The sequence below is a fragment of the Paeniglutamicibacter sp. MACA_103 genome, from assembly GCF_045798555.1.
GTDB lineage: Bacteria > Actinomycetota > Actinomycetes > Actinomycetales > Micrococcaceae > Paeniglutamicibacter.
In genome coordinates this window covers 19,263-44,100 of the sequence record NZ_JBIXLN010000006.1, presented here as the reverse complement: position 1 = coordinate 44,100, position 24,838 = coordinate 19,263, and the positions used below count along the sequence as shown (strand labels likewise).

21 protein-coding genes are annotated in these 24,838 nt (G+C 66.4%); 10 read left to right on the top strand and 11 right to left on the bottom strand.

Annotated elements, in window-relative coordinates; genetic code table 11:
• Nucleotides 1-24: 24 nt before the first annotated feature.
• On the bottom strand, nucleotides 25-894 hold the full coding sequence (gene htpX / locus ACIPVK_RS04350; RefSeq protein ID WP_407610756.1) for a zinc metalloprotease HtpX: 870 nt from the start codon (nucleotides 892-894) through the stop codon (nucleotides 25-27).
• A gap of 107 nt (nucleotides 895-1,001) precedes the next feature.
• Nucleotides 1,002-2,282, bottom strand: a complete 1,281-nt coding sequence (locus ACIPVK_RS04345) for an MFS transporter (RefSeq protein WP_407610755.1) — start codon at nucleotides 2,280-2,282, stop codon at nucleotides 1,002-1,004.
• A gap of 71 nt (nucleotides 2,283-2,353) precedes the next feature.
• On the opposite strand from ACIPVK_RS04345, the gene ACIPVK_RS04340 reads away from it, so the two are divergent.
• Nucleotides 2,354-2,782, top strand: coding sequence for a Fur family transcriptional regulator (locus ACIPVK_RS04340; RefSeq protein ID WP_407610754.1), 429 nt, complete (start codon nucleotides 2,354-2,356; stop codon nucleotides 2,780-2,782).
• A gap of 40 nt (nucleotides 2,783-2,822) precedes the next feature.
• Nucleotides 2,823-4,337 (top strand): catalase, encoded by a 1,515-nt coding sequence (locus ACIPVK_RS04335; protein ID WP_407610753.1) that lies wholly within the window; start codon nucleotides 2,823-2,825, stop codon nucleotides 4,335-4,337.
• Between the two features lie 138 nt (nucleotides 4,338-4,475).
• Here the strand turns inward: ACIPVK_RS04335 and ACIPVK_RS04330 are convergent, their stop codons facing one another.
• The gene (locus tag ACIPVK_RS04330; RefSeq protein ID WP_407610752.1) at nucleotides 4,476-5,900 is read right to left on the bottom strand and encodes an FAD-dependent oxidoreductase; all 1,425 of its coding nucleotides are present in this window, start codon (nucleotides 5,898-5,900) and stop codon (nucleotides 4,476-4,478) included.
• A 258-nt stretch (nucleotides 5,901-6,158) separates the two neighbouring features.
• Here ACIPVK_RS04330 and rarD point away from each other — a divergent pair, with 258 nt between their 5' ends.
• Nucleotides 6,159-7,115, top strand: coding sequence for an EamA family transporter RarD (gene rarD, locus ACIPVK_RS04325; RefSeq protein WP_407610751.1), 957 nt, complete (start codon nucleotides 6,159-6,161; stop codon nucleotides 7,113-7,115).
• Nucleotides 7,116-7,287: 172 nt separating this feature from the next.
• Here the strand turns inward: rarD and gabT are convergent, their stop codons facing one another.
• The 3 genes from gabT to ACIPVK_RS04310 all read right to left on the bottom strand — a co-directional run bounded on the left by gabT (nucleotide 7,288) and on the right by ACIPVK_RS04310 (nucleotide 10,635).
• Nucleotides 7,288-8,628, bottom strand: coding sequence for a 4-aminobutyrate--2-oxoglutarate transaminase (gabT, locus tag ACIPVK_RS04320; RefSeq protein WP_407610750.1), 1,341 nt, complete (start codon nucleotides 8,626-8,628; stop codon nucleotides 7,288-7,290).
• 295 nt (nucleotides 8,629-8,923) lie between these two features.
• The gene (locus ACIPVK_RS04315; protein ID WP_407610749.1) at nucleotides 8,924-9,061 is read right to left on the bottom strand and encodes a methionine/alanine import family NSS transporter small subunit; all 138 of its coding nucleotides are present in this window, start codon (nucleotides 9,059-9,061) and stop codon (nucleotides 8,924-8,926) included.
• The gene (locus ACIPVK_RS04310) at nucleotides 9,058-10,635 is read right to left on the bottom strand and encodes a sodium-dependent transporter (RefSeq protein WP_407610748.1); all 1,578 of its coding nucleotides are present in this window, start codon (nucleotides 10,633-10,635) and stop codon (nucleotides 9,058-9,060) included. The genes ACIPVK_RS04315 and ACIPVK_RS04310 overlap by 4 nt, the downstream gene beginning before the upstream one ends.
• A 112-nt stretch (nucleotides 10,636-10,747) precedes the next feature.
• On the opposite strand from ACIPVK_RS04310, the gene ACIPVK_RS04305 reads away from it, so the two are divergent.
• The 3 genes from ACIPVK_RS04305 to ACIPVK_RS04295 are packed head-to-tail and all read left to right on the top strand — an operon-like array spanning nucleotide 10,748 to nucleotide 13,140.
• Nucleotides 10,748-12,154: a PucR family transcriptional regulator gene (locus ACIPVK_RS04305; protein WP_407610747.1), complete on the top strand. Its 1,407-nt coding sequence runs from the start codon at nucleotides 10,748-10,750 to the stop codon at nucleotides 12,152-12,154.
• Between the two features lie 25 nt (nucleotides 12,155-12,179).
• A complete protein-coding gene (locus tag ACIPVK_RS04300) occupies nucleotides 12,180-12,614 on the top strand; it encodes a hypothetical protein (RefSeq protein WP_407610746.1) in 435 nt (144 codons plus the stop codon).
• A 10-nt stretch (nucleotides 12,615-12,624) separates the two neighbouring features.
• On the top strand, nucleotides 12,625-13,140 hold the full coding sequence (locus tag ACIPVK_RS04295) for an HIT family protein (protein WP_407610745.1): 516 nt from the start codon (nucleotides 12,625-12,627) through the stop codon (nucleotides 13,138-13,140).
• An 18-nt stretch (nucleotides 13,141-13,158) separates the two neighbouring features.
• Here ACIPVK_RS04295 and ACIPVK_RS04290 read toward each other — a convergent pair whose 3' ends face one another.
• Together ACIPVK_RS04290 and ACIPVK_RS04285 are read right to left on the bottom strand one after the other, a co-directional pair.
• A complete protein-coding gene (locus ACIPVK_RS04290) occupies nucleotides 13,159-14,256 on the bottom strand; it encodes a polyprenyl synthetase family protein (RefSeq protein ID WP_407610744.1) in 1,098 nt (365 codons plus the stop codon).
• 185 nt (nucleotides 14,257-14,441) lie between these two features.
• Complete coding sequence (locus tag ACIPVK_RS04285; RefSeq protein ID WP_407610822.1) at nucleotides 14,442-15,140, bottom strand: demethylmenaquinone methyltransferase; 699 nt, start codon at nucleotides 15,138-15,140, stop codon at nucleotides 14,442-14,444.
• Nucleotides 15,141-15,258: 118 nt separating this feature from the next.
• Between ACIPVK_RS04285 and ACIPVK_RS04280 the strand changes: the two genes are divergently transcribed.
• The 4 genes from ACIPVK_RS04280 to ACIPVK_RS04265 all read left to right on the top strand — a co-directional run bounded on the left by ACIPVK_RS04280 (nucleotide 15,259) and on the right by ACIPVK_RS04265 (nucleotide 19,235).
• The gene (locus ACIPVK_RS04280; protein WP_407610743.1) at nucleotides 15,259-16,596 is read left to right on the top strand and encodes an isochorismate synthase MenF; all 1,338 of its coding nucleotides are present in this window, start codon (nucleotides 15,259-15,261) and stop codon (nucleotides 16,594-16,596) included.
• Nucleotides 16,597-16,756: 160 nt separating this feature from the next.
• Nucleotides 16,757-17,545 (top strand): ABC transporter substrate-binding protein, encoded by a 789-nt coding sequence (locus ACIPVK_RS04275; protein ID WP_407610742.1) that lies wholly within the window; start codon nucleotides 16,757-16,759, stop codon nucleotides 17,543-17,545.
• A gap of 92 nt (nucleotides 17,546-17,637) precedes the next feature.
• The gene (locus ACIPVK_RS04270) at nucleotides 17,638-18,432 is read left to right on the top strand and encodes an amino acid ABC transporter permease (RefSeq protein ID WP_407610741.1); all 795 of its coding nucleotides are present in this window, start codon (nucleotides 17,638-17,640) and stop codon (nucleotides 18,430-18,432) included.
• Between the two features lie 11 nt (nucleotides 18,433-18,443).
• Nucleotides 18,444-19,235 carry an amino acid ABC transporter ATP-binding protein gene (locus ACIPVK_RS04265; RefSeq protein ID WP_407610740.1) on the top strand — a complete coding sequence of 264 codons (792 nt, stop codon included), beginning with the start codon at nucleotides 18,444-18,446 and terminating at the stop codon, nucleotides 19,233-19,235.
• A 246-nt stretch (nucleotides 19,236-19,481) separates the two neighbouring features.
• Here the strand turns inward: ACIPVK_RS04265 and menD are convergent, their stop codons facing one another.
• The 3 genes from menD to ACIPVK_RS04250 all read right to left on the bottom strand — a co-directional run bounded on the left by menD (nucleotide 19,482) and on the right by ACIPVK_RS04250 (nucleotide 24,643).
• Nucleotides 19,482-21,179 (bottom strand): 2-succinyl-5-enolpyruvyl-6-hydroxy-3-cyclohexene-1-carboxylic-acid synthase, encoded by a 1,698-nt coding sequence (gene menD / locus ACIPVK_RS04260; protein WP_407610739.1) that lies wholly within the window; start codon nucleotides 21,177-21,179, stop codon nucleotides 19,482-19,484.
• 191 nt (nucleotides 21,180-21,370) lie between these two features.
• Nucleotides 21,371-23,449 (bottom strand): PhoX family protein, encoded by a 2,079-nt coding sequence (locus ACIPVK_RS04255; protein ID WP_407610738.1) that lies wholly within the window; start codon nucleotides 23,447-23,449, stop codon nucleotides 21,371-21,373.
• Nucleotides 23,450-23,644: 195 nt separating this feature from the next.
• Entirely contained in the window at nucleotides 23,645-24,643 is a 999-nt protein-coding gene (locus ACIPVK_RS04250; protein WP_407610737.1) for an o-succinylbenzoate synthase, read from the bottom strand.
• Nucleotides 24,644-24,838 lie beyond the last annotated feature (195 nt).

Genomic DNA, 24,838 nt, shown 5'->3' with positions numbered 1-24,838 from the left:
GCCGTGGTTGCACCTGGTGTGTGGTCAGTACCCCAGGGACTGGCCAGCCATCTTTTCCAGCCGGGCAACGCGGTCGTCCATCGGCGGGTGGGTGGCAAAGAGCTTCCGGGCGCCGGCGAAGGGGTTGGCAATCATCAGGTGCGAGGTGTTCACCAGGCGCTGGTCATCGGCCGGCAGCGGCGCCCGCTGCACGCCGCCCTCGAGCTTGCGCAGGGCCGAGGCAAGGGCCAGCGGGTCGTTGGTCAGCTTCGCCCCGTCCTCGTCCGCGTCGTACTCGCGGGTGCGGCTGATGGCCATCTGGATGACGGTGGAGGCCAGCGGCGCCAGCAACGACATGGCGATCAGGGCAATCGGGTTGGCGTTTCGGCGGTCCCCGCCGCCGAAGAAGAGCATCATCTGGGCCACGGAGGTGATGACGCCGGCGACGGCCGCCGCCACCGAGGAGGTGAGGATGTCGCGGTTGTACACGTGCATCAGCTCGTGCCCCAGCACCCCGCGCAATTCGCGTTCGTTCAGCAGCTGCAAGATGCCCTCGGTGCAGCACACCGCGGCGTTTTCCGGGTTGCGTCCGGTGGCGAAGGCGTTGGGCGCGTTGGTCGGGGAAACGTAGAGCCGCGGCATGGGCTGCTGGGCGGCAATGGAGAGCTCGCGCACGATCCGGTGCATGGCCGGCTGCTCGGCCTCCGTGACAGGGTAGGCCTGCATGGAGCGGATCGCCAGCTTGTCGGAATTCCAGTAGCCGTAGGCGGTGGTGGCCACGCCGATGAGGGCGAAGATCCAGATGAAGGAGCTGCTTCCGGTTCCCGAGGCCAGCAGGGCACCAAGGGCCAGCAGCAGCGCGAACATGCCGCCAAGCAACCCCGCCGTCTTCAGGCCGTTGTTGTGATTGTGCACTGTGGTTCTCTCCTCGAGGTACGAAAACGGCCACGTCGGGCCGATGCTTGGGTCCAGTCTAGTTAACGTGCCTGAGAGCGTGCTTTGTTCCCGCCGGAAGCACGGACTCAGGGCCGCGGACGCCGCGCGTCATAGCGCAGGAAGCCGGGTTCCCAGCGCATCAATGCTGCGGCGGCCACGATGCACGCGATGCCGCCGAAAAGCAGCGTCCAGCCCTCGCCGATGCCACCGGCCACGGAACCGGAGAGCATTTCCCCCAGCCGCGGCCCGCCGGCAACGACCACGATGAAGACCCCTTGCAGGCGCCCGCGCAGGTGGTCCGGGGTGGCGGTCTGCAGGATGGTGGTGCGGAACACCGAGGACACGGCGTCGGCGACCCCTGCCAACCCCATGCATGCCGCGGCGGGCCAGATCCAGGCACCGGCCGAGCCGTCGGGCGGGACCGGACTGCGGGCGGCCAGGATGACGACCACCCCGAAGAGCCCCACGCTCGCTCCCCACGCGCAGACGCAGGCAAACACCGCCACGCCCTGGCGGTGGATCCGCCCCACGGGCCCGGAGAACAGGCCCGCCAGGAAGGCGCCCAGGGCGGTCGCGGCCAGGAGCACGCCCATGGTCAGCTCGCCGCCGCCTATCAGCACGGCGCCAATGGCAGGAAGCAGCGCCCGGGGCGCGGCCAGGACCATGGCCGCGATGTCGATCAGGAAGGTCATCCGCACATTGGGCTGGGTGCCCAGGAACCTGAATCCCTCGATGACCGAACGCAGCCCGGCCTTGGCCGGTGTTCCCTCCGGCGGCAGCGCGGGCAGCTGGTAGACGGACCACACGGCGGCGCCGTAGGTCAACACGTCGATGGTGTAGGTCCAGCCGAAGCCGATCTGGGCGACCAGCAGCCCGCCGAGCAAAGGGCCGATCATCTGGGCGATGCCGAAGGTGACCATGTTCAGGGAGTTCGCCGCCGGCAGCGCCTTGAGACCGACGATCGCCGGGATGATGGCCCCGCGGGTGGGCTGGTTGATGCCTCCGGCCGCGGAGTGGATGGCCACCAGTCCGTAGAGCACCCAGACGTTGTCCACGCCGAGCCAGGCCTGGGCCGCAATGGCCGCGGTGGCCGCCCAGAGGATGAGCGCCGAGGCCAGCGCGACCTTGCGGCGGTCGTGGGCATCGGCGATGGCGCCGCCATACAGGCCAGTCAGCACCAGCGGCACCAGCGCGAAGGCGCCCAGCAGGCCGACGTAGAGGCTGGAACCCGTCAGCGCGTAGACCTCGAGGCTGACCGCCACGAGGGTGAGTTGTCCGCCGACCGCCGAAAGTGCGTTACCGATCCACAGCCTCTTGAAGGCGGGGCTTTCGCGCAAAGGTGTCAGGTCAGCAAGGAGTCGGGCCACGGATCGAGTCTAGCGACATGCAGCGGGACACGGCGCGCCTTATCTTGACATATTCAAAATAAGCCGATGGAATGGGTCACATGGACTATTCGGCACAGATGCGCGAGCTCGGACTGCGGGTCACCCGCGGCCGCCTCGCCGTGCTCGACGCCCTTCAGAGCCACCCGCACTCCTCGGCGGAAAGAGTTGTCGCCGCGGTCCACCGCGCGTTGCCCGATGTTTCCATCCAGTCCGTCTACAACGTGCTTAATGATCTGACGGAACAAGGCATGTTGCGGCGGTTCACTCCCCCGCACTCCGCGGCCCTCTACGAGACCCGCGTCAACGACAACCACCATCACGCCATTTGCACCAGCTGCGGCCGGATCGAAGACGTCGAATGCGCGGTGGGCCACGCCCCCTGCCTGACCCCGTCCAACAGCCACGGCATGGAAATCAAGATTGCCGATGTCCTTTACCAGGGCGTCTGTGAAGACTGCAGGAAAACCGGTGCGGCCTAGCCGCCCGCCGGGGAACCCTGCAGAAGAGTTGCCAACCCACATGAAGAAGGAGAATCTCTTGAGCGAGAACTTCACCACCACCCAGAGCGGCGCCCCCGTTGCCAGCGACGCACACTCGCTGACTTCCGGCCCGGACGGCATCACCGCCCTCCACGACCGCTACCTCGTCGAGAAGCTGGCCGCCTTCAACCGCGAGCGCGTGCCGGAGCGCAACCCGCACGCCAAGGGCGGCGGAGCCTTCGGTGAATTCACCGTCACCGAAGACGTATCGAAGTACACCCGTGCGGCGGTCTTCCAGCCGGGCGCCACCTCCGAGACGCTGCTGCGCTTCTCCTCGGTCGCCGGCGAGCAGGGCTCCCCGGACACCTGGCGCGACGTGCGTGGCTTCGCGCTTCGCTTCTACACCACCGAGGGCAACTACGACGTCGTGGGCAACAACACCCCGGTGTTCTTCATCCGCGACGGGATCAAGTTCCCGGACTTCATCCACTCGCAGAAGCGCCTGGGCGCCTCGGGCCTGCGCGACGCCGACATGCAGTGGGACTTCTGGACGCACTCCCCCGAGTCCGCACACCAGGTGACCTACCTGATGGGCGACCGCGGCCTGCCGACTTCCTGGCGCGAAATGAACGGCTACGGCTCGCACACCTACCAGTGGATCAACGCCGAGGGCGAGCGCTTCTGGGTGCAGTACCACTTCCACTCCCGCCAGGGCGTGCACAACATGTCCAACGAAGAGGCAGAGAAGCTTGCCGGCTCCGACGCGGACTTCTACCGCCGCGACCTGTTCGACAACATCGAGGCCGGCAATTTCCCGACCTGGGATGTTTCCGTGCAGATCATGCCGTACGAAGAGGGCAAGACCTACCGCTTCAACCCGTTCGACATGACCAAGGTCTGGCCGCACGCGGACTACCCGTTGATCCCGGTCGGCCACTTCACGCTGAACCGCAACCCGCGCAACTTCTTCGCCGAGATCGAGCAGGCAGCGTTCTCCCCGTCCAACCTGGTTCCGGGCATCGACATCAGCCCCGACAAGATGCTGATGGCGCGCGTGTTCTCCTACCCGGATGCACAGCGCAACCGCATCGGCACCAACTACAACCAGTTGCCGGTCAACCAGCCGCACGCGGCCGCGGTCAACAACTACATGCATGAGGGCTCCATGCAGTACCACTTCAACGACGCAGACGCCCGCGTCTACACCCCGAACTCCTTCGGCGGCCCGGCGGCACAGCCGGAACGCGCCGGCGAGGGCGGCTGGGAAACCGACGGCGAAATGGTTCGCTCCGCGCAGACCCTGCGCTCCGAGGACGACGACTTCGGCCAGGCAGGCACCCTGTACCGCGAGGTCTACGACGCCGAGGCCAAGGAACGCTTCCACGCGACCCTGCTGGGCCAGTGCCAGGGCATCACCATCGAGTCGATCCGCGAAGGCTTCTTCCAGTACTGGACGAACGTCGACGCGAACCTCGGTGCGATCCTGCGCGAGGGCTACGCGGCCGGCGTTGCCGGCTCAACCGATGGCGCCGCTGAAATGGCCGGCAAGGCCTAAGCAGCCCCCGGCTTCCAGCCACCCGCGACAGCGGCCCGGCCTCCTTGCCAGGAGGCCGGGCCGCTTTGCCGTTAAGAAGAGACAGGGACCCGCATTTTCCGCTACTTCGAAAAATACGGGCCCCTGCCCACCTACAGCTTAGCCGCGCGAGATCCGAACCATTTCCTCGCGCTCCACGACCTTGACGCGGGCACGGTCGACCGGGCCGTTGGAGGTGGGCGCCGGCGAGGCCTCGGCACCGAGGGAAATCTCGTGCGCGTCCAGCTTCTTCCAGCCGTCCCAGGTCGTGTATTCGATGCCGCGGGACTCGAGCAGCTTGATGATCGCATCCTCGTCGGGGTTGCCGGCAACCGGCAGCGACAGGCGGTCCTCGAGCAGGTTCCCGATCGTTTCCAAGGCGTCGCCCTTGGTGTGCCCGATCAGGCCCACGGGTCCGCGCTTGATCCAGCCCGTGGCGTAGAGCCCCGGGACATGGGTGCCGTCGGCGTCCAGCACCCGTCCGCCCTCGTTGGGGATGACACCGCGCTTCTCGTCGAATTCGATCTCGGCCAGCTCGGAACCGAGGTAGCCGATGGCGCGGTAGACGGCCTGGACCGGGTAGTCGACGAACTCGCCGGTGCCCTTGACGTTGCCGGTGCCGTCAAGCTCCTGGCGCTCGAATTTGATGCCGGCCACCTTGCCGTCCTCGCCCAGCACCTCGACCGGGTTGTGCAGGAAGTGCAGGTGCAGGCGGCGCGAGGCACCGGTGTCCTGCTCCTCGACGATCCAGTTGGTCAGCGTGTTGACCATGGTCTTGACCTGGTTGTTGGACTTGATCAGCGCGTCGGAGGCCTCGTCGAACTCGAAGTCCTCGGGGTAGAGCACGATGTCCACGTCGCGGCTGTGGCTCAGTTCGCGAAGTTCCAGCGGGGTGAACTTCACCTGGGCCGGGCCGCGGCGGCCGAAGATGTGCACGTCGGTGACCGGCGAATCCTTCAGGCACTCAAAGACGTTGTCCGGGATCTCGGTGACCAGCAGGTCCTCGGCGTGCTTGGACAGCACGCGGGCCACGTCCAGGGCCACGTTGCCGTTGCCCAGCACGGCGATTTCCTTGGCCTGAAGCGGCCAGGTCCGCGGTACGTCGGGCTGTCCGTCGTACCAGGAGACGAAGTCGGCGGCCCCGAAGGACCCCTCGAGGTCGATGCCCGGGATGTCCATGCGGGCGTCCTTGATGGCGCCGGTGGCGAAGATGACCGCGTCGTACATGTCGCGGATGTCGTGCAGCGTCAGGTCGCGCCCGTAGGTCACGTTGCCCAGGAAGCGGATGTCGCCGCGGTCCAGCACCTTGTGCAGGGCGTTGACGATGCCCTTGATGCGCGGGTGGTCCGGGGCCACGCCGTAGCGGATCAGCCCGTAGGGAGCGGGGTAGGCATCGAGCAGGTCGATGCTGACCTCGAACTCGCGCTCCGCCTTGGTGAGAATGTCGGCAGCATAGACGCCAGCCGGACCTGCCCCGATAATGGCGACACGGAGCGGGCGAACTGCTGAATCGGACACGAGGGGTTCCTTCCGGAGAATGATCATTCGGGCGCGCAAATAGCGCACGCCACGCTAGTCTAATTGGCCCCGGCCGCTAAACGTGAACCGGTGTGGGCATGCTCACGCTCCCCGGGGCCGGATCCGCACGAAACAGGCCTCCGGGCTGCAAGGCCCGACGGGCCCGTCATCCGGGGCGTTCGGGCCCGCGATAGGCTCGGTTCGGTGCGCAGGCTGCGCACCGAACCCCGACCAGCGTGCACGCGCACCCGGAATGGAAACCATGCAATCCCGGTTGAAGAGACCATGACCCCCACGCCCTCCCCGGCCACGACGGCCACCGCGGCTTCGAGCGCCCCCGCAAACGAACGCAACGCCGGACTGCTCCAGGGCCTGGGCGCCTACGGCCTGTGGGGAATACTTCCGCTGTACTTCCTCACCATTGCCATCGCCTCCCCCGTGGAAATCGTCGCGGGCCGCATCGTCTTTTCGCTGGTCTTCTGCGCGGTCCTGCTGCTGGTGACCAGGAACTGGCGCCGGTTCATCACGCTGGGCCGCGACCGCCGGGCCATGGCCCGCCTGACCGTGGCCTCCGTCCTCATTGCGGTGAACTGGCTGACCTACACCTACGCGGTGCTCAACGGGCACGCGGCGGAAGCCGCGCTGGGGTACTTCATCAACCCCCTGGTGTCGATCGCCCTGGGCGTGCTCTTCCTGAAGGAAAGGCTGCGCCGCATGCAGTGGGTGGCCATCGGGTTCGGCCTCGCCGCCGTCACGACGCTGTCATTCGCCTACGGCAACGTCCCCTGGGTGGCGCTGGTGCTGGCGTTCTCCTTCGGCCTCTACGGCTTCGTGAAGAACCGGGTGGGCCGCACCGCCACCGCGCTGACCTCGTTGAGCATGGAGACCGCGATCCTGGCCGTCCCGGCGCTCGGATTCATGGCGTGGCTGGTTGCCACGAACACCGACACGGTGCTGTCCGCCGGACCTGCGCACTTTTGGCTGATGGCCTCCAGCGGGGTCATCACCGCCGTTCCCCTGCTGCTCTTTGGGGCCGCCGCGCGCCGCCTGCCGCTGACCACCATCGGCACCCTGCAGTTCGTGGCCCCCATCCTGCAGTTCATCGTGGCACTGGTGGTCTTCAAGGAACCCATGCCGCCGGAGCGCCTCATCGGCTTTTCGCTGGTCTGGGTCGCGGTGATCCTGCTGTGCATCGACATGGCACGCCTGCCCCGTCGCGTCGTGCCCGTCAAGGTGGCATAAGGAGTCCATTCCCGGGAGCGTCGACGTCGCAAGGCGCGCCGGGTGCCCGTCCGTTTCCGAGCCGCCTCGCTTGGCGCCCGCCGGGCCCGGGCACGAAGAAAGGAGCCGGTCGGTTGTCCAAAGCCCTGGACAACCGACCGGCTCCTTTCCCGGTCTTGCGCTAGCACATGGGCTAGACGTTGGCGCGGATGGCCTTTTCGAGCACCTCGAACGCCTCGGCCAGCAGCTCGTCACCGATGACCAGCGGGGGAAGCAGGCGGATGACGTTGCCGTAGGTTCCGCAGGTGAGGATCAGCACGCCCTCGGCCAGGCAATCTGCGGCAATCTTCTTGGTGATCTCCGCATCCGGCTCGGTGCCGCCGGCCTTGACCAGCTCGATGGCCACCATGGCGCCGCGTCCGCGGACGTCGCCGATGACCGCGACCTCGGACTGGAGCTTGCGCATGCGGGTGAAGAACTGTTCCTCGATCTCGCGGGCGCGGGAAGCCAGGTCCTGCTCTTCCATGAACTTGATGGTCTCCAGCGCCGCGGCCACGGCAACCGGGTTGCCGCCGTAGGTGCCGCCCAGCCCGCCCGGGTGGACCGAGTCCAGCAGGTCGGCGCGGCCCACGATTCCCGACAGCGGCATGCCGCCGGCAATGCCCTTGGCCACGGTGATGATGTCCGGGACGATGCCCTCGATGTCCGAGGCGAACCAGGCGCCGGCGCGGCAGAAGCCCGCCTGCACCTCGTCGGCCACAAAGACGATGCCCTGCTCCTTGGCCCACTCGGCCAGGCGCGGCAGGAAGCCGGCGGCCGGGACGATGAAGCCGCCCTCGCCCTGGATCGGCTCGATGATGATGGCGGCGATCTGGTCGCCGCCGATCTGCTTCTCCATGGCCAGGATGGCGCGCTCGGCGGCTTCCTTGCCGGAGATGTCCGGGTTTTCCTCGCGGAACGGGTAGCTCATCGGCATGCGGTAGATTTCCGATGCCAGCGGACCGAAGCCGCGCTTGTACGGGGCTGCCTTGGCGGTCAGGCCCATGGTCAGGTTGGTGCGGCCGTGGTAGGCGTGGTCGAAGGCGACCACCGCGGTGCGGCCGGTGGCCACGCGGGCCACCTTGATGGCGTTCTCCACGGCCTCGGAACCGGAGTTGAAGAAGACTGCCTTCTTGGCGTGGGTGCCCGGGCTGATTTCCGCAAGCTTCTCGGCCAGCTCGACGTAGCCCTCGTACGGGGTGACCATGAAGCAGGTGTGGGTGAAGCGGGCTGCCTGGGCAGCAACGGCGGCCGCGACCTTCTCATTGGAGGCGCCGACGGACGTCACCGCGATGCCCGAACCCAGGTCGATGATCGCGTTGCCGTCGACGTCCACGATGATCCCGCCGTCGGCGTCCGCCACGTAGACGGGCATGGCCGATGCCACGCCCAGGGCGACGGCGTTGCTGCGGCGGGCCGCGAGCTCCACCGACTTGGGGCCGGGGAAAGCGCCGGAAATGTGCCGCTTTTGCTCGATGCGATAGGTGATGTCCATGAAGGTTCAGTCCTTTCCCGGACCTGGCTCCCGGTGCCCGGTCCTTTGCGGTCCCGGCACCGGGGGCACCATGGAACCCGGTGTCTTGGTGGTCTCTACTACCCAGTAGCCTATGCCGCGCGCCACAACGCCCGCCAGTGAATTTGGCACAGTCCGAATCCCGGATTCCAGTGCAAGTGCACAGGGAGCCTTGGCCCATTTCCTTAAGCGCGATCGGTCCGTTGCGGCGGCAGGAATCACCTGCAGCCGCAACGGACCGATCAGTTGGTTGACGTGTGCCTACACGCCGGAGGCCCTAGAGCTCCGGGGCGATGGTCTCGGGCAGGTGCCCCTCGTCCTCGGGGTGTCGGACCAGGTTGACCAGTGCGAGGCCCAGGCCGCCCCAGACGGTCACCATGGCAATGACCATCATGACGATTGCGATGGGTGTCATCGTGTTTCCTCCGCTTCATCTGCGGCCACCATGGCCGCGTATTCGGGGTCGTTCAATTTGGACTTGGCGCTCCACGGGATCAGCGTGAGCAGCAGTGCGCCGACGACCAGGGCACCGGCCATGCCCCAGCCGAACACGCCGACGAACCACACCGGGTAGTCCTCATAGGTCTCGGTGATCTTGGTTGCGAACTCGTTGTACAGGATGTAGCCCAGCACCAGCGGGGCGACGACGGAGACCAGGGCGATCCAGGTCGTGCGCATGCGCACCGAGGACACCTTGTTGAGGTGGTCCGAAAGCATCGGCAGCTTGCGCAGGAACCAGGCGATGATGATCACCGCGACCAGTGCACCGGCGAGGATGCCGAAGCTGTTGACGAAGGCGTCGAAGGTGTCCAGCAGGTACAGGCCCGTGGCCGTCGGGAAGAGCAACAGCGAGATGAACGCCACCGGGATGCTCACCGCCAGCGAGGCCTTCACGCGGGACCAGCCCAACTTGTCCTGCACCGCGGCGACGATGACCTCGAGGATGGAGATCAGCGAGGTGACCCCGGCGAAGACCAGGGAGCCGAAGAACAGCACGCCCATCAGCGCACCCGCAGGCGCCGCGGAAACGATCGTCGGGAAGGCGATGAAGGCCAGGCCGATGCCCGGCACCGCTACGTCTCCCACCGCCGTGCCCGCATTGTGCGCCATGAAGCCCAGGGCTGCGAAGACGCCGATGCCGGCGAGGATCTCGAAACCGGAGTTGGCGAAACCGACGACCATGCCCGAGCCGGTCAGGTCGGTCTTGCGCTTGAGGTAGGAGGAATACGTCACCATGATGCCGAAGGCCACCGAGAGCGAGAAGAAGATGTGGCCGTAGGCCGCGGCCCACACGCCGGGGTCTCCCAGGGCTTCCCAGTTCGGGGTGAAGAACGCGTTCAGCCCGTCGACCGCACCGGGAAGGAACACCGACTGGACGACCAGAATGATGAACATGACCACCAGCAGCGGCAGGAACACCGCGTTGGCCCGCGAAATGCCCTTGTTCACTCCGGCGACCATGATGCCGATGACGACAACCCAGGTGATCATCAGTGGCCAGAAAACGCCCGGCACGAAGTTGAAGCCGACGTTGACGGACTCGGAGACCTGGAGGAAGTCGCCGGTGAAGAACGCGCCGGGGTCAGCGCCCCAGGCCTTGGTCACGGAGAACCAGGTGTACATGGCGGACCAGGCGATGATGACCGCGTAGTAGATGGCGATGATGAAGCAGACAAGCACCTGCCACCAGCCCAGGACCTCCGCGCTGCGGTGCAGGCGCCGGTAGGCCAGCGGCGCGGAGCCGCGGAACTTGTGACCGATCGCGTAGTCGAGGAAGAGCAGCGGGATGCCCGCGCTGAGCAGTGCCACGAGGTACGGGACAAGGAATGCACCGCCGCCGTTTTCGTACGCGATGTACGGGAATCGCCAGATGTTCCCCAGGCCGACGGCGGAGCCGATGGCGGAGAGGATGAAGAGTTTGCGCGAGGAGAAGGTCTCCCTGCCGGCAGGTGCCGCCAGGGGCGTCCCGCTCGAAGATGCTGTGGTCATGCACCTACGTTAACCCACATGTGATCCCTGCTATAGGACATCACGAGCGGAATTGCGCGTTTCCGGTGCAACTCGTCGTACGAATGCACAAAATCTTTCATAGTATTGGTGCATGGCCATCACCCTGCTGAAACTTCTTGAGTCCCACACCCTGGGGCTCAAGGCCCTCACCGACTTTTCCGGCGTGGGGCACACCCCCATCGAATGGGCAGCCGTCACCGAGTTGCGCGACCCCTCCCCCTTCCTCACCACGGGGGCAATCGTGCTCACCACCGGCCTGCGGCAGACCACGATTGCCAACCAGGAGGCGTTCGTCCAGACGGTTCATGCCGCCGGCGTACTGGCCCTGGGATACGGGACCGGCCTGAGCCACCGCTCCGTGCCCGCCGCCGTCATCCGCAAGGCCACCGAGCTGGGCCTCCCGGTCTTCGAGGTTCCCTACGAAACCCCGTTCATGGCCATCACCAAGCTCATTGCCGATGCACTGAACGCCGATCACCTGCAGCGGCTCGAACAGCTGCTCAAGGGCCACCAGCAACTGGCCTCCACGCTGCTCACCGGCGGCCTGCGGGCCATGCTGCGCGAGCTCTCCCGGATGCTGGGGACCGCGGTGGCGCTGACCCAGTTTGCCGCCCGGATCCACGGGCCGGAACTGGGCGAGGATTCGTGGCACGAGGTGCCCATCGCCACGGGCCTACGGGACAAGTGCACCCTCTACCTGGCCGAACCCTACGGACACGACGGCCTCGTCGACTACGCCCAGGGCCTGATCGGGCTGGAACTGGCCAACCAGTCGCGACTGCGCGAATCCACGCGGCTGGTCGCGGGACAAGCGTTCTCGGACCTCCTGGCCGGAACGCTCACGGGTTCCGAGGCCGACGCCCGGCTCCAGGGCATCGGGGTCGTCCCCAGCCAGCCGCACTCGGTGGTGCTGGTGGCGGCCGCGCAGGGCCAGGAGAAGGCGCTGCGCACCCTGCCCATCCCGCCGCACTTCGAGCACGCCGTCTCGGCCATCGTCGATGACCGGCTCGCGCTGGTCGTGGCGCTGCACGACGGCGCCGGGCTGGCCGACGGGATCGACCGCTACCTGCAGGGAGCCGGAATCGGGGCACGCGTCGGTTTTGGCGGCGGCTACACCCAACCCAACGGCCTGCGCTGGAGCTTCTTCGAGGCCATCGAGGCGTTGCGCCACGGCGAACGGCTGAACACCCCCTCCAAGCTCTCGCTGACCTCGCTGCTGCTCGCGGCCCGCGACGTGCCGCTGCACGCCCTCGCGCAGGAGGCCCTGGAGCCGTTGCAGGCCTTCGACAGGAAGCACTCGGCCGAGTTGTTGGGCACATTGCGCAGCTACCTGGAACTCGACGGAAGCGTCGGTGCCGTGGCCGATGCCCTGGGATTGCACCGCAATACCGTCCGCTACCGGCTGCAACAGATCAGCGAGCTCTCCGGCTACGACCCGACGACCACGGCGGACCGGGTGCAATTGTGGCTCGCGCTCACGGCCATGGACTTGCACTAGCGCCCTGCCCGATATGATGGATGACATGGCTGAAATGTTCCTTGAGAAGTTCCGTTCGCTCGTTCCGTTGTACCTCGAGGACGAGTGGCAGGTCGAAGACGGGCTGACCGAGTCCGAACTCGACGACGCCCTCTCCGAGGTCTCCTCCCCCATTCCGCTGGTGCTGCGCGAGTTCTACCTGGCCCTGGGCGGTTGCGAGGACCTGATGGAGGCCTACCACTACTTCTTCGATCCCGACGAGCTGGAGATCGAGGACGGATACCTCTTGTTCCTGGAGGACGAAGAGGAAAAGTACGTGTGGGGCATCCGCGTGGACCAGCTCGAGGTCCCGGACCCGATCGTGTACCGCCGCCAGAATGCCCGCGGCATCTGGAAGAGCGAAGAGGGCACCTTCAGCGAATACGTCCTGGACATGTTCTCGTGGGTCTTCGACGAACTCTCCCCCGAACTGAACAATTAACGCTCGATTCATGGGCGCGTTGTGGAAATCGCACGCACCGGAGGGCTATCTCTGCCCGTTTTGCGAGCTGCTCGCCGGCGGCGAGCTCTCCCCGGGCAACCTCTGCGTGCCCAGTGACCTGATCTACCGCACCCGGGAGGTCGCCGTCATCATGGCGTGCGACGGCTTCGGCCCCTACGGGGGCCATGCCATGGTCATCCCGGCGGACCACCACGAGGCCCTCTACGACCTGCCCGACGAGGTCGCCGCGCAGGTCATGTTTGAAACCAGGCGCATCGCCCTGGCCATGAAGCTGGCGTGGGACCCCGAGGGGACCAGCACCCGGCAGCACAACGAGCCGGCCGGGAACCAACACGTGTGGCATTACCACCAGCACGTCTTCCCGCGCTTCCCGGACGACAACCTCTACGGACACCTGCGCCACCGCGTCCCGGTCGCCGAGCGCGCGCAAAAGGCCGCCCAGTTGCGGGCGGCCCTTGGCGAGGGGAACCTCTGGGGAGAGAATCCCGATCGGTTCCGTTTCTAGTCTTCCGGTGCGCTTGGCCTAGAGTTCGCGCGTCACCACGGCGTCGGCAAACGCGGCCAATGATTCCTTGACGGTGCCCTCCGGCAACGGGGCCAGGGCTTCGATGGCGGCATCCGCCCAGTTCCGGGCGACGTCCCAGGCCTGGGTCGTGGCGGGGTTGCCGGCGACGGCTTCCACCGCACGGGCCAGGGCCGCGTCCTCGGTGAGGTCGCCGTCAACCAGCTCCAGCACCGCGGCCGCATCCGTGTCGCCGGCTGCGGCGGCATCGCGCATGAGCAGGATCGGCAGCGTCGGCACACCCTCGCGCAGGTCTGTGCCGGGCGTCTTGCCGGAGCGGATCTGCGCGCCGGTGACGTCGATGACGTCGTCCGCCACCTGGAAGGCCACGCCGACCTTCTCGCCGTAGGAGCGCAGCACCTCGACGTACTGCTCCACCCCGCCGAAGAGCGCGCCGAAGGCGCCGGAGGTGGCCAGCAGGGATGCGGTCTTGTCGGCAATCACGTTCAGGTGGTGCTCGATCGGGTCATCGCCCTCGCGCGGCCCCACGGACTCGTGCAGCTGGCCCAGGCACAGGCGCTCGAAGGTGCGCGCCTGCATGGACACTGCCTCCGGGCCGAGCTCGGCGCCGAGCACCGAGGCGCGGGCGAAGATCAGGTCGCCGGTGAGGATCGCGACCGAGTTGCCCCAGACCTCGTGGGCCGTGGGTGCGCCGCGGCGCAGCGGCGCGGAGTCCATGACGTCGTCGTGGTAGAGCGTGGCCAGGTGGGTCAGTTCCACGATGGCCGCGGCCTTGATGACGTCCTCGGTCACGCCCTCTCCCAGCAAGGATGTGAGGATCACCAGCAGGGGCCGGATGCGCTTGCCTCCGGCCTCGACCAGGTGGCGGCTGGTGGCATCGATGAGCGGGTCGGAGTTGGCGATGGCGTCGCGCAACAGCTTTTCGACCTTGGCCAGCCCGGTGGCGATGGCGGGCCCGAACTCGGGGTCCTGGGCAATCAGCCCAAAGCCGCCGGGAAGGTTGACGGCCGCGGCCAGCACGCCGGTCTCGGGGTTCAAATCAAAGGAGTCGTGCACGCCGTGTCCGGCAGCTGTCCAGTTTGTCTGGGAATCGGTCACTGTTCTAAGACTTACTATCTCTCGACGGTCGGCTCCAGCCGCGGCACGTGGCCGAATCTGGGTGCTGGTCGGTTGGCACCAGCTGCTCTAGTACATGGATCACTCTATCGCCATTCATTGCCCGGCCATCCTATGTGCCGGGTTCCTGGCAGGTCGGACGCCGGGCGGCGGCCCGCATCGCGGGTCTAGGCCAGGGGCTTGGTGGCCCGGTGCACGGCCACGATGCCGCCGGAAAGGTTGCGGTAGCGGCATGATTCCCACCCCGCATCCTCGATCCACGAGGCCAACCCGTCCTGGGCGGGCCAGGCACGAATGGATTCGGCCAGGTAGACGTAGGCCGTGGGGTTCGAGGAGACCTTCTTGGCCACCGGAGGAAGCGCGCGCATCAGGTACTCGGTGTACACGGTGCGGAACGGCGCGAAGGTCGGGTGGGAGAACTCGGCAATGACCAGGGTCCCGCCCGGCTTGGTCACGCGCAGCATCTCCGCCAGCGCCTTCTTCGGCTCGTTGACGTTGCGCAGGCCGAAGCTGATCGTGGAGGCGTCGAAGCTGTTGTCCGCAAAGGGGAGGTTGGTGGCGTCCCCGGCGACGAAGTCGATGTCGGGGCGGCGGCGCTTGCCGACCTTGAGCATGCCCTGGGAGAAATCGCACGCGACGACGCCGATGCCGGCATCCGCGTACGGCTCCGACGAGGTTCCGGTTCCGGCGGCCAGGTCCAGGACCCGCTGGCCGCGCTTGGCACCCACCGCGTCGACGACGATCTTTCGCCATCGGCGGGTCTGGCCCATGGAAAGGATGTCGTTCATCACGTCATAACGCGGGGCAACATCATCAAACATGGCTTGGACTTCTTCGGGGCGCTTTTCCAGCGATGCACGGCTCACCATTTCATTGTTGCAAAGTTCCGTGGCTAGGGGAAAACGTCCCGTTCCCGCAAACGCGGGTGAGCGGCGCCACGGTGCTTTCATGGCGGTTGTTTTCCGGCGGTAAGCTTGGCAGATCATGACTTCCCAACTTTCCGCCGCTTTGGGGGCCCAGGCCCCGGGCATCGTCCCGCACCTGCGTTCGATCACCATCCAGCGACCGGCCATGAGCGAGCACGGCCTGCTCGATTACGTCGTCCGCGACGACTCCCTGGTGTGGTCCCGCCGCGGCGAGGGAACCGTTGGTTTTGGCCAGGTCGCGCGCTTTGAATCCACGGGTGCCGAGCGCTTTGCCGAGGCACGCGCGTGGTGGAATGCGGTGGCGGCCGCCGCCGACGTCGAGGACAACGTGAACCAGTCGGGCACGGGGCTGATCGCCTACGGTGCCTTCTCCTTTTCCTTCAGTAGTTCCTACGTCTCCCGGCTGATCGTTCCCAGGATCGTCGTGGGCCGCAACGACGCCTGCAGCTGGATCACCTACACGGTTGCCGATCCCGGGGCCGAGCTGAGCGTGGAAGCGGCCGAGGCGGAGCTTGCGGCGCTGCTGGAGGAATACTCCCCCGAACACGAGTTGGGCTCGGGCATCGACCGGCTCGTGGCGGGGCAGATCTCCGAGGAGTCCTACCTGGATTCGGTGCGCAAGGGAGTCTCCGTCATCGAGTCCGGCGCCGTGACCAAGCTGGTCCTGGCCCGCGACGCAGTTGCCGAACTCGGCTCGCCGATCGCCGTGGCCCAGGTGCTGCGCCAGCTGGCGCTGCGTTATGGCGATTGCTGGACCTACTCGGTGGACGGGCTCATTGGCGCGACACCGGAAATGTTGGTCCGGGTTCGCGGCGACATCGCCGAGGCCCGCGTGCTGGCCGGCACCCTGGATCGCGCCACCGCCCCGCGCGGGGATGCGCACTACGCGCACCGCATGCTCCTGGAGGACGAAAAGCAGCGCCACGAGCACCAGCTGGCCATCGACTCGCTGACCGATCAACTCGGCCCGCTGTCATCCGGCATGGACGCCCCGGACGAGCCGTTCGTCCTGCAGCTGCCCAACGTCTGGCACCTGGCCTCCGATGTGAAGGCAACCCTGGCGACCCGGGCAGACGGTTCGGTGCCGAGCATGCTTGATTTGGCGGAGGTCTTCCATCCCACCGCGGCCGTGTGCGGCACCCCTACCAAGGCAGCCGGCCTGATCCTGCGTGAACTCGAGGGCATGGACCGCGGACCGTATGCCGGGCCCGTGGGCTGGATCGACACACGCGGGAACGGCGAATTCGGGATCGCCCTGCGTGGTGGAGTGATTGAATCACCGACCTCCATCAGGCTCTACGCGGGTTGCGGCATCGTCGCCGCATCGGACCCGGCCGCCGAGCTGGCCGAGTCGTGGGCCAAGATGCGCCCCATGCGCGAGGCCCTGGGCCTCTAGCCACCGCCACGCGTCCAGACAACGATTGCACAACGGCACTTGTTTACCTACAGAAAAAGAATGTAGCCTGTGAGGCACATCTCATGGGTCGGCGCTTCCGGTTAGAATGATCACCAACGCAAACCCTGCGAGCGATCACCTAGAGAAAGATCACACTCCAATGCGGATTTCATCAACCGTGCTCAAGTCCCTTGCCGTAGCGGCAGTCGGCGCACTTGCCCTCACCGCTTGCGGCGGCAGCGACACCCCCGCTGCATCATCGGACGCAAACGCTCTGCCCCTCATCAGCGCCGGGAAACTCACCGTTTGCTCGGACATCCCCTACGAGCCCTTCGAATTCGTGAAGGACGGCAAGAACGTGGGCTTCGACATGGACGTCGCCGCGGAGATCGCCAAGGACCTGAGCCTCGAGCTGAACGTGATCGATTCCAGCTTCGACTCCATCGAGTCCGGACTCTTCCGGACCCAGTGCGACATCGCGATTTCCTCGCTGTCCATCACCCCCGAACGCAAGGGCAACATGGACTTCTCCACCCCGTACATGGATGACGACCTGACCCTGGTGGCCAAGGAAGGTTCCGGCATCACCGACATCGAATCCGCCAAGGGCAAAAAGGTCGGCGTGCAGCAGGCCACCACGGGGGCCAAGTACGCGAAGGACAATGGCCTCGACGCCATCGGCTACGAGGACTCCGGCCTCCAGATCGCATCCTTGAAGGCCGGCACGACCGTTGCCACCTTGGGAAACCAGTCGGTCTTGGGATACGCCATCAAGGATGACCCGTCGCTCAAGCGCGTCGCAGACTTCAAGACCGGTGAACAGCTCGGCATTGCCGTGCCGAAGGGTGGAACCGTGATGTTGGAAAAGGTCAACACCACCCTCAAGCGCCTGACCGATGACGGATCGCTCGCCAAGTACCAGGAAACCTGGTTCGGCGCCACCAACTAACGCCAGCTGCGTTTGACACAAGCACTCGAGCGAGGCCCCGGCTCCAGAACGGATCCAGGGCCTCGCCACCTTTTACGGAAGGCTTTAATCTCATGGCCATGACTACTCGTCAACGCGCCCGATTAAGCAAAATCATTCAGATCGTCATTTTCGTCGGCGTCATTGTGGCTCTGGTGCTGCAGGTCGACGGGAAGCTCCTCGCGGACAATTTCTTCGCGTTCGACAAACTAGGCCCCATCTTCCCCGAGCTGATCACTGTCGGGTTGAAGAACACCCTGTACTACACCGTCATCTCCTTTGCCTTCGGCCTCGCACTTGGCCTGCTCCTGGCACTGATGAAGATGGCCAGCTTCGCACCGTACCGTTGGTTCGCCACCGGATTCATCGAGTTCTTCCGCGGCATTCCTGCAATCCTGGTCCTGATCACCTTTGGATACGGGGTGCCGACCGCGTTCCCCGGCACCAGCTGGCCGCAGCCGGTGGTCGTGATGGTTTCCCTCGGCCTGGTATCCGCCGCCTACATCGCCGAAACCCTTCGAGCAGGGCTCCAGGCGGTTCCCAAGGGACAAGTCGAGGCCGCCAGGTCCTTGGGCATGCCCGCGTGGCGTGCCATGGTCACCATCGTGATCCCCCAGGCATTCAAGATCGTTCTCCCTCCGATGACCAACGAAGTCATCCTGCTGACCAAGGATTCGTCGCTGGCCTTTATCCTCGGTGCCAGCATGGCGCAGTACGAAATGACCAAGATCGGCCGTGACGGCATCACCTCCCTCGGGGCCGGCATCACGCCATTGCTCGTGGCCGGCGCCCTTTACCTGGTGATCACCGTTCCTTTGAGCCTCGTCGCTCGAAAGTTCGAATCCCGTTCCGCGCGGACGAAGCGATAGGGAATACACTCATGACTGCAAATACCAACACCACTGCCGATTTCAAGGCATCGGGCGTTTCCATTACGGGACTGCACAAGTCCTACGGATCCAACGAGGTGCTCAAGGGCATCGACCTCGAGGTCAAACCCGGAGAAGTCGTATGCCTGATCGGCCCCTCGGGGTCCGGGAAGTCGACGCTTCTCCGTTGCGTCAATCTGCTCGAACAGCCCAACGCCGGCAAGATCCATGTGGGCGGTTTCGATGCCACCGATCCCGAAGTGGATCTCGACAGGATGCGCCAAAAGGTCGGCATGGTCTTCCAGCAGTTCAATCTCTTCCCCCACCTGACGGTGACGGAGAACTGCACCATTGCACAGACCAAGGTCTTGAAGCGTCCCGCGGCCCAGGCCAAGGAAGTAGCGCAGAAGAACCTCACACACGTGGGTCTGGCCGACTTTGGCGCTCGCTACCCCGATGAGCTCTCCGGCGGCCAGCAACAGCGCGTGGCGATCGCCCGGGCGCTTTCCATGGACCCGACGTTGATGCTCTTCGACGAGCCGACCTCGGCCCTTGACCCGGAAACCGTGGGCGAGGTCCTTTCCATCATGCGTTCGCTGGCCAAGGCCGGAATGACCATGCTGGTGGTGACCCACGAGATGGCCTTCGCCAAGGAGGTCGCCGACCGGGTGGTCTTCATGGACGGCGGCGTCGTCGTCGAGGAGGGCCTGGCCAAGGACGTCATCGGAAACCCGCAGCAGCCGCGCACCCAGGACTTCCTCAAGCGCGTCCTCGACCCCACCCACGTGGAGATCGCGGAGTAGTTCCGGCACAGCACGATTGCCCGAGGGGGCGGCAGGCATCCATACGGATGGCGAGCCGTCCCCTCGGTCGTTAACACCACCAGCCTGGACCGAATACCGCTTCACGGCCCGGTCATCAGCGACAGGGCCCACCCGGAGCCAGATGCTTCACGCCCGTCCTGGAACCCGATGTGTAGTCACGCGCAGCCGTATCCCCCTCGCCGACCTCGTTGCCGGGACCGGGAAGCCGGCTCGATCTGGTTTGGCCTAGCGGGCTTCCGGCCAGCCCAGTTCGTTGATTTGTGCAGTGATCCCCGCATGCATGGCGCGCAGGCCCCTGCGCGGCACCGCCACCTCGATCAGACGGCGGGTTCCAGGAGTCTGCAACACACTTCTGAGTTCTTCCACGGTGTTCACGGCCAGGTATTCCCACCCGTAGGCCGCGGCCAGCGGCTGGATCCGCACCCGGTGCGGGGTGGCAAAGAGCCGTTCGACGGCATTGGCATAGCGCCCGGATTCCTCGACAGCACCGTGTTCGAGGGTGGAGAAGATGGCGCCCCCTGCATCGTTGAGGATCACCACGTCCATCTCGGGTTCGTGCTCCCCCTCACCGATCAGCAGCCCTCCCACGTCATGCAGGAACGTCACGTCCCCGACCAAAAGTGTGGTCTTCCTGCCCCCACGCGCCTGGGCGATGCCCGTGGCTGTGGCAACGGTTCCGTCGATCCCGGCCAGGCCCCGGTTCGCATATACCCTGGCCGCGGCCTTTTCCGCTGGGCGTCCGCAGAGGTCCGCATCGCGGATGACGTTGGAGGATCCCAGAACCAGGTTCCCGCGGGACAACTCCCAGACTTCGCGGGCGACCACGGGGCCGTTCAGGACCCCGTTTGCGGCGATGGAGGCCTTGATGGTTTCCCCGGCCTGCCGCCCCAGACGCTGCCATTTCTCCAGCCACCCTTCGGGAGCCACCCCGGCGAACTCCACGAGGGCCGCCGGATCGGAGATGTTTTTCTCGCGCCGGCGCCCCCGTTCGAACCACGGGGCCGGGGCCGGCGACCATAGAGCCGACTCGATGTCCGGGCTGCCCAGCAGCATGCCCACCGGCCGGCTGAGGGTCGGTCGGCCAAAGAGCACCACCCGTTCGATGCGCCCCAGGTGCTTGGCCAGCAGCGTACGGTACGGGCCAATGGCGTTGGGGCCGAATCGTGCGTTGGAACTCGGCTCGGCAAAGAGCGGCAGGCCCAAAGTCCGCGCGAAGTCCTCGGCTTCGGAGCCCGCACCGTGACCTGCAACCACCACCGTGCGGCGTTCGGCACCTGGTGTGTGATTCCTCCATCCCAAGTCAGCGCCCGGTTCAAGCGCGACAGGTGGATGGGTCACGTTGGCGCCGAAATCCGGCAACTTGTCCCCGGGAACAGGAACCAACGGATCCCGGAAAGCCACGTTGATCTGGACCGGGCCGGGCGCCACCGCGGCCGATCCCCGCGCGGATGCCAGGGCGGCGGCAACCAGGGAATCGGGGTTTGTTCCGGCCGGGATGGTGACGCTTCCGCGCACGTGGGCGCCGAACAGGTCGACCTGGTTGGTGGTCTGGTTGGCGCCGGTGCCGTGCAGTTCCGTGGGGCGGTCGGCCGAAACAACCAGCAGCCTGGCTCCGACGTGGTTGGCTTCCATGACAGAGGGCAGCAACTCCCCCACCGCGGTTCCCGAGGTGGTCACCACCGGCACCGGGGCACCGCTTGCCAGGCTCAGCCCCAGCGCGGTGAATCCCGCTCCGCGTTCGTCGATGCGCACGTGCAGGCGAATCGTTCCGGCGGCTTCCGCCTCGGCCAGGGCGTAGGCGAGCGGGGCGCTGCGTGATCCTGGGCAGATCACCACGTCGCGGACGCCGTGGCTCTGCAGTGCGGCAAGCAGCAGGCGGGCAACTTCGATGGAGGCAAGATCGGGGACGGAATCGGAGGGCATGAGTACCATCCTAATTCCGTCCCCGACCAGAACCGTTCCGCGGCCATCGGCAAACGACGATGTTGCGGTTGGTGCCCAGGCATTCCAGAGAACGCGCAGCAAGTCATCTTCCGGGCACGCAAAAGGCTCCCGGCCCCACGGCGGCAAACCGTGGGGACCGAGAGCCTTTTGGGCCGACGGGCTTCAGTTACCTACTTGTTCTTGGGCCCGTTCCCCTTGGCCGAGGAGAACACCTGGACCACCGAGGGACGCGGGCCGTACACCTGGCCGCGCTTGGCCTTGGAGGGGCTGAGCACGTAGTCGGGGAAGAACGACGTCGGGTCCTGGTACGTGCCGTTTTCGCCCGGGTGCTGGACGGACACGAACACCGAGCCGTCGCGGTCGTGGATCAGCGGGCCGCAGGTCTCGGCGCCGGCCGGGACGGCCAGGAACTGCTCGACGCGTCCGCGCTCCGCACCGGTCAGCGTGACCTTGTGCAAGGCGTCGCAGTACCCGATGGTGCCGGGCTGCCCGTCGGTGGAGATCCAAAGGTTGCCCTTGGAGTCGAAGGCCAGGTTGTCCGGGCAGGAGATAGGCGAGACCTTGTCCTTCGGGTAGCCCGAGAAGTAGGTGCTTTCGTCCTTGGACGGGTCACCTGCCACCAGCAGGATGTTCCAGGCGAATTCGGTGGCCGTCGCGTCATTGTTGCGTTCGGTCAGCTCGATGACGTGGCCGTCGCGGTTCTTGGTGCGCGGGTTCGCCTCGTCGACTGTCGCCTTGCCGGTGGTGTTGCGCTGGGTGTTGTTGGTCAGCGCGATGTACAGCTTTCCGGTGACCGGGTTCGGCTCAACGTCCTCGGGACGGTCCATCTTGGTGGCGCCGACCTTGTCGCCGGCCAGGCGGGTGTAGACGAGTACTTCCTCCACGCTCATGCCCGGAACCATGGAGGCGCCGTCCTTGACCAAAGGCAGCCAGGTGCCCGAGCCGTCGAAGGCGCCGTCGGAAGGCACGGAGGCCGACCCGTCGATCTGGGCCGCAGGGGAATTTCCGGAGAACTTGGCCACGTAGAGGTCGCCCTCGGAAAGCAGCGTCATGTTGTGCTTGCGGTCCCCGCGGCGGTACTTGGCCTTGGAAACGAACTTGTAGACGTAGTCGAAGCGTTCGTCGTCGCCCGAGTAGGCCACGACGCGTCCGTCGTCGGCGATCCGCACGTTGGCGCCCTCGTGCTTGAAGCGTCCCAGCGCGGTGTGCTTCACCGGGGTGGAGGTCGGGTTCTGCGGGTCGATCTCCACGATCCAGCCGAAGCGGTTGATCTCGTTCTCGTAGCCCGGGTTGCGGGCGGAGAAGCGTGGGTCAACGTCTTCCCAGCCGCGTTCAGTCGCCTCGTCGGCCAGCCCGTAGCGGGCGTCGCTGGCCGAGCCGGTGCCGCGGAAGTACTGGTTGAAGTTCTCCTCGCCGGAGAGCACGGTGCCCCACGGGGTGGTGCCGCCGGCGCAGTTGTTCAAGGTGCCCAGCACAGTGCGTCCCTCGGGGTCGGCCACGGTCTTGAGCAGGTCCGACCCGGCGGCCGGGCCGTCGACGGCGAAGGGGGTCGTGGCGGTGATGCGGCGGTTGCGCTCGCCCCCGCGGACGTAGGCCCAGGGGGTGCCGCTCTTGACGCGCTTGATCTCGACGACGGAGAAGCCGTGTGCGGCCATGGCGATCTTCGCGGCCTCGGCCTTGTTGACCTCGAACCAGGCCGGATCGAACATCAGGTCTTCGTTGGTGTATTCGTGGTTGGCCACCAGCACGCCCGAGCGCCCCGAGTACTTGTCCACGATGATGTTCAGGTAGTCGTTGTTGTAGCCGAACTGGCCGGCCTGGCGCTTTTCGGTCTGCGCATTGATGTCGAATTGCGCGGTGTTGTTGAACAGCGGGTCGCCCCAGCGGATGATCGGTGCCCAGTCGTAGCCCTCGGGAACGGTCATTGCGTCGACGCTGCGCGGCACCGGGGCGATGGCCTTGAAGTTGAGCTTGCCGCCCCCGTTCGGGGCCACCAGGGTGTCGGCGTGGGCCGTGGTTGCGCCAAGGGTCTCGACGCCCACCACCAGTGCGGCGGAAGCCACGGCCCCCAAGCCGAGGATGGAGCGGCGGCTCAGTGCCGCGTCGGCAATGTCCCGGAAGTAGCCGTTTTCGCTGGTGTTGCAAACGTCCTTGGCGCAGGCGTTGCCGCACTTGAAGTGGCAGGTTGCGGCATCGCGGTTGCCACGGGTGTGGCCGAGCATGGGAAGGAATTTACGTGTGAGGCTCATGGTTTTCTCCGTGCAACGCTATCGAGTGGATGACTTCGGTTCTTAGCGTTCCAGCCACCGGTGAGCGACGGGCCGCCGCAAGGTTAACGGCGGGCAACGGGCAGGCGTCGGTTTCGGCCCAAATGGCTGAATTGTGAGGTGGGTCTCGCCGAGGCGCGTGTCCCGGCGCCCGCCGAGGACCGTTTCCTGCTTCGGCTAGGCGTTTGCCCCCAGCAGTTCCCCGTGGCAGTCGGCCAGCCGCCGGCACCAGAAGGCCAGTCGCTCGGTGCCGACCGCGTGCCGGCGCAGCAGTTCCGGGTCCGCGGCGATGTCCCGCAGCTGCAGGGCGCCGTCGACGGCGACGAACCTGTCGGCGGTGATGTCGGAGGAAAAGAGCGAGCCGGTTGCAAGCCCGCAGGCGTAAGGCAGCTCCGGCAGTGCGGCGGCCAGGGCGGCACCCTGACGCAGGCCGATGGAGGTGTCCAGCGCCGAGGAAACCACGGCGGGCAGTCCTGCGTCATGCACGATCTGGAGCGCCCGGCGCACCCCGCCCAGCGGCTGTGCCTTGATCACGATCAGGTCGGCCGCGCCCGCGCGGGCCACCGCCAGCGGGTCGGATTCCTTGCGCACCGATTCATCGGCGGCAATCGGGATCCCGAGCCCGCGGCGGGCCACCTCTTCGCGCAACCGGGCCAGGCCGGCGATCCCGGCAACGGGCTGCTCCGCGTATTGCAGGGAGAAGCCGGCCAGCGCCTCGAGCGCGGCCAGCGCGGCGTCGTGGTCCCATCCGGCGTTGGCGTCGATGCGGATGGCAGCGTCGGGGAGCAACCGGCGGACCTCCGCCACCCGGGCGACGTCATGGGCGAGGTCCTGTCCCTTTTCGGCGACCTTGACCTTGATGGTGTGAGTGGCGTCGTATGAGGCCAGGACGGCCTCCACCCGTTCCGGGCCGACGGCCGGAAGCGTGGCATTGACCGGAACACTGCTGCGCACCGGTTCCGGGTAGCCTTCCCAGGCCGCCTCGATGGCCGAGCGCAGCCACGAGGCCGCCTCGGGAGCAGCGTACTCCAGGAAGGGCGAGAACTCGCCCCAGCCGGCCGGCCCCTCAAGCAGCAGCGCCTCGCGGTGTCGCACCCCGCGGAATTGCACCGTCATGGGCAGGGACACCACATGGGCGGCATTGAGGAGTTCGTCGAGATCGGGCAGTTGGTTCATGGTTTCCAGCCTATCCGGCACGGCAACCCGAAACGTCGCGGCGATTGTGCTCCGGTCCCGGCCCGCGGCGTTGCGGGGGTTCCCGCCGGCCCGCCCAGTCGTGCACCGTCGGCCCTTCCGAGTTGCAGATGCCAGCGCTGCCCGGTCCGTTCCAGGTCACATTGCCCGTGAGGAACCTGTGGGATAAAGCCCACG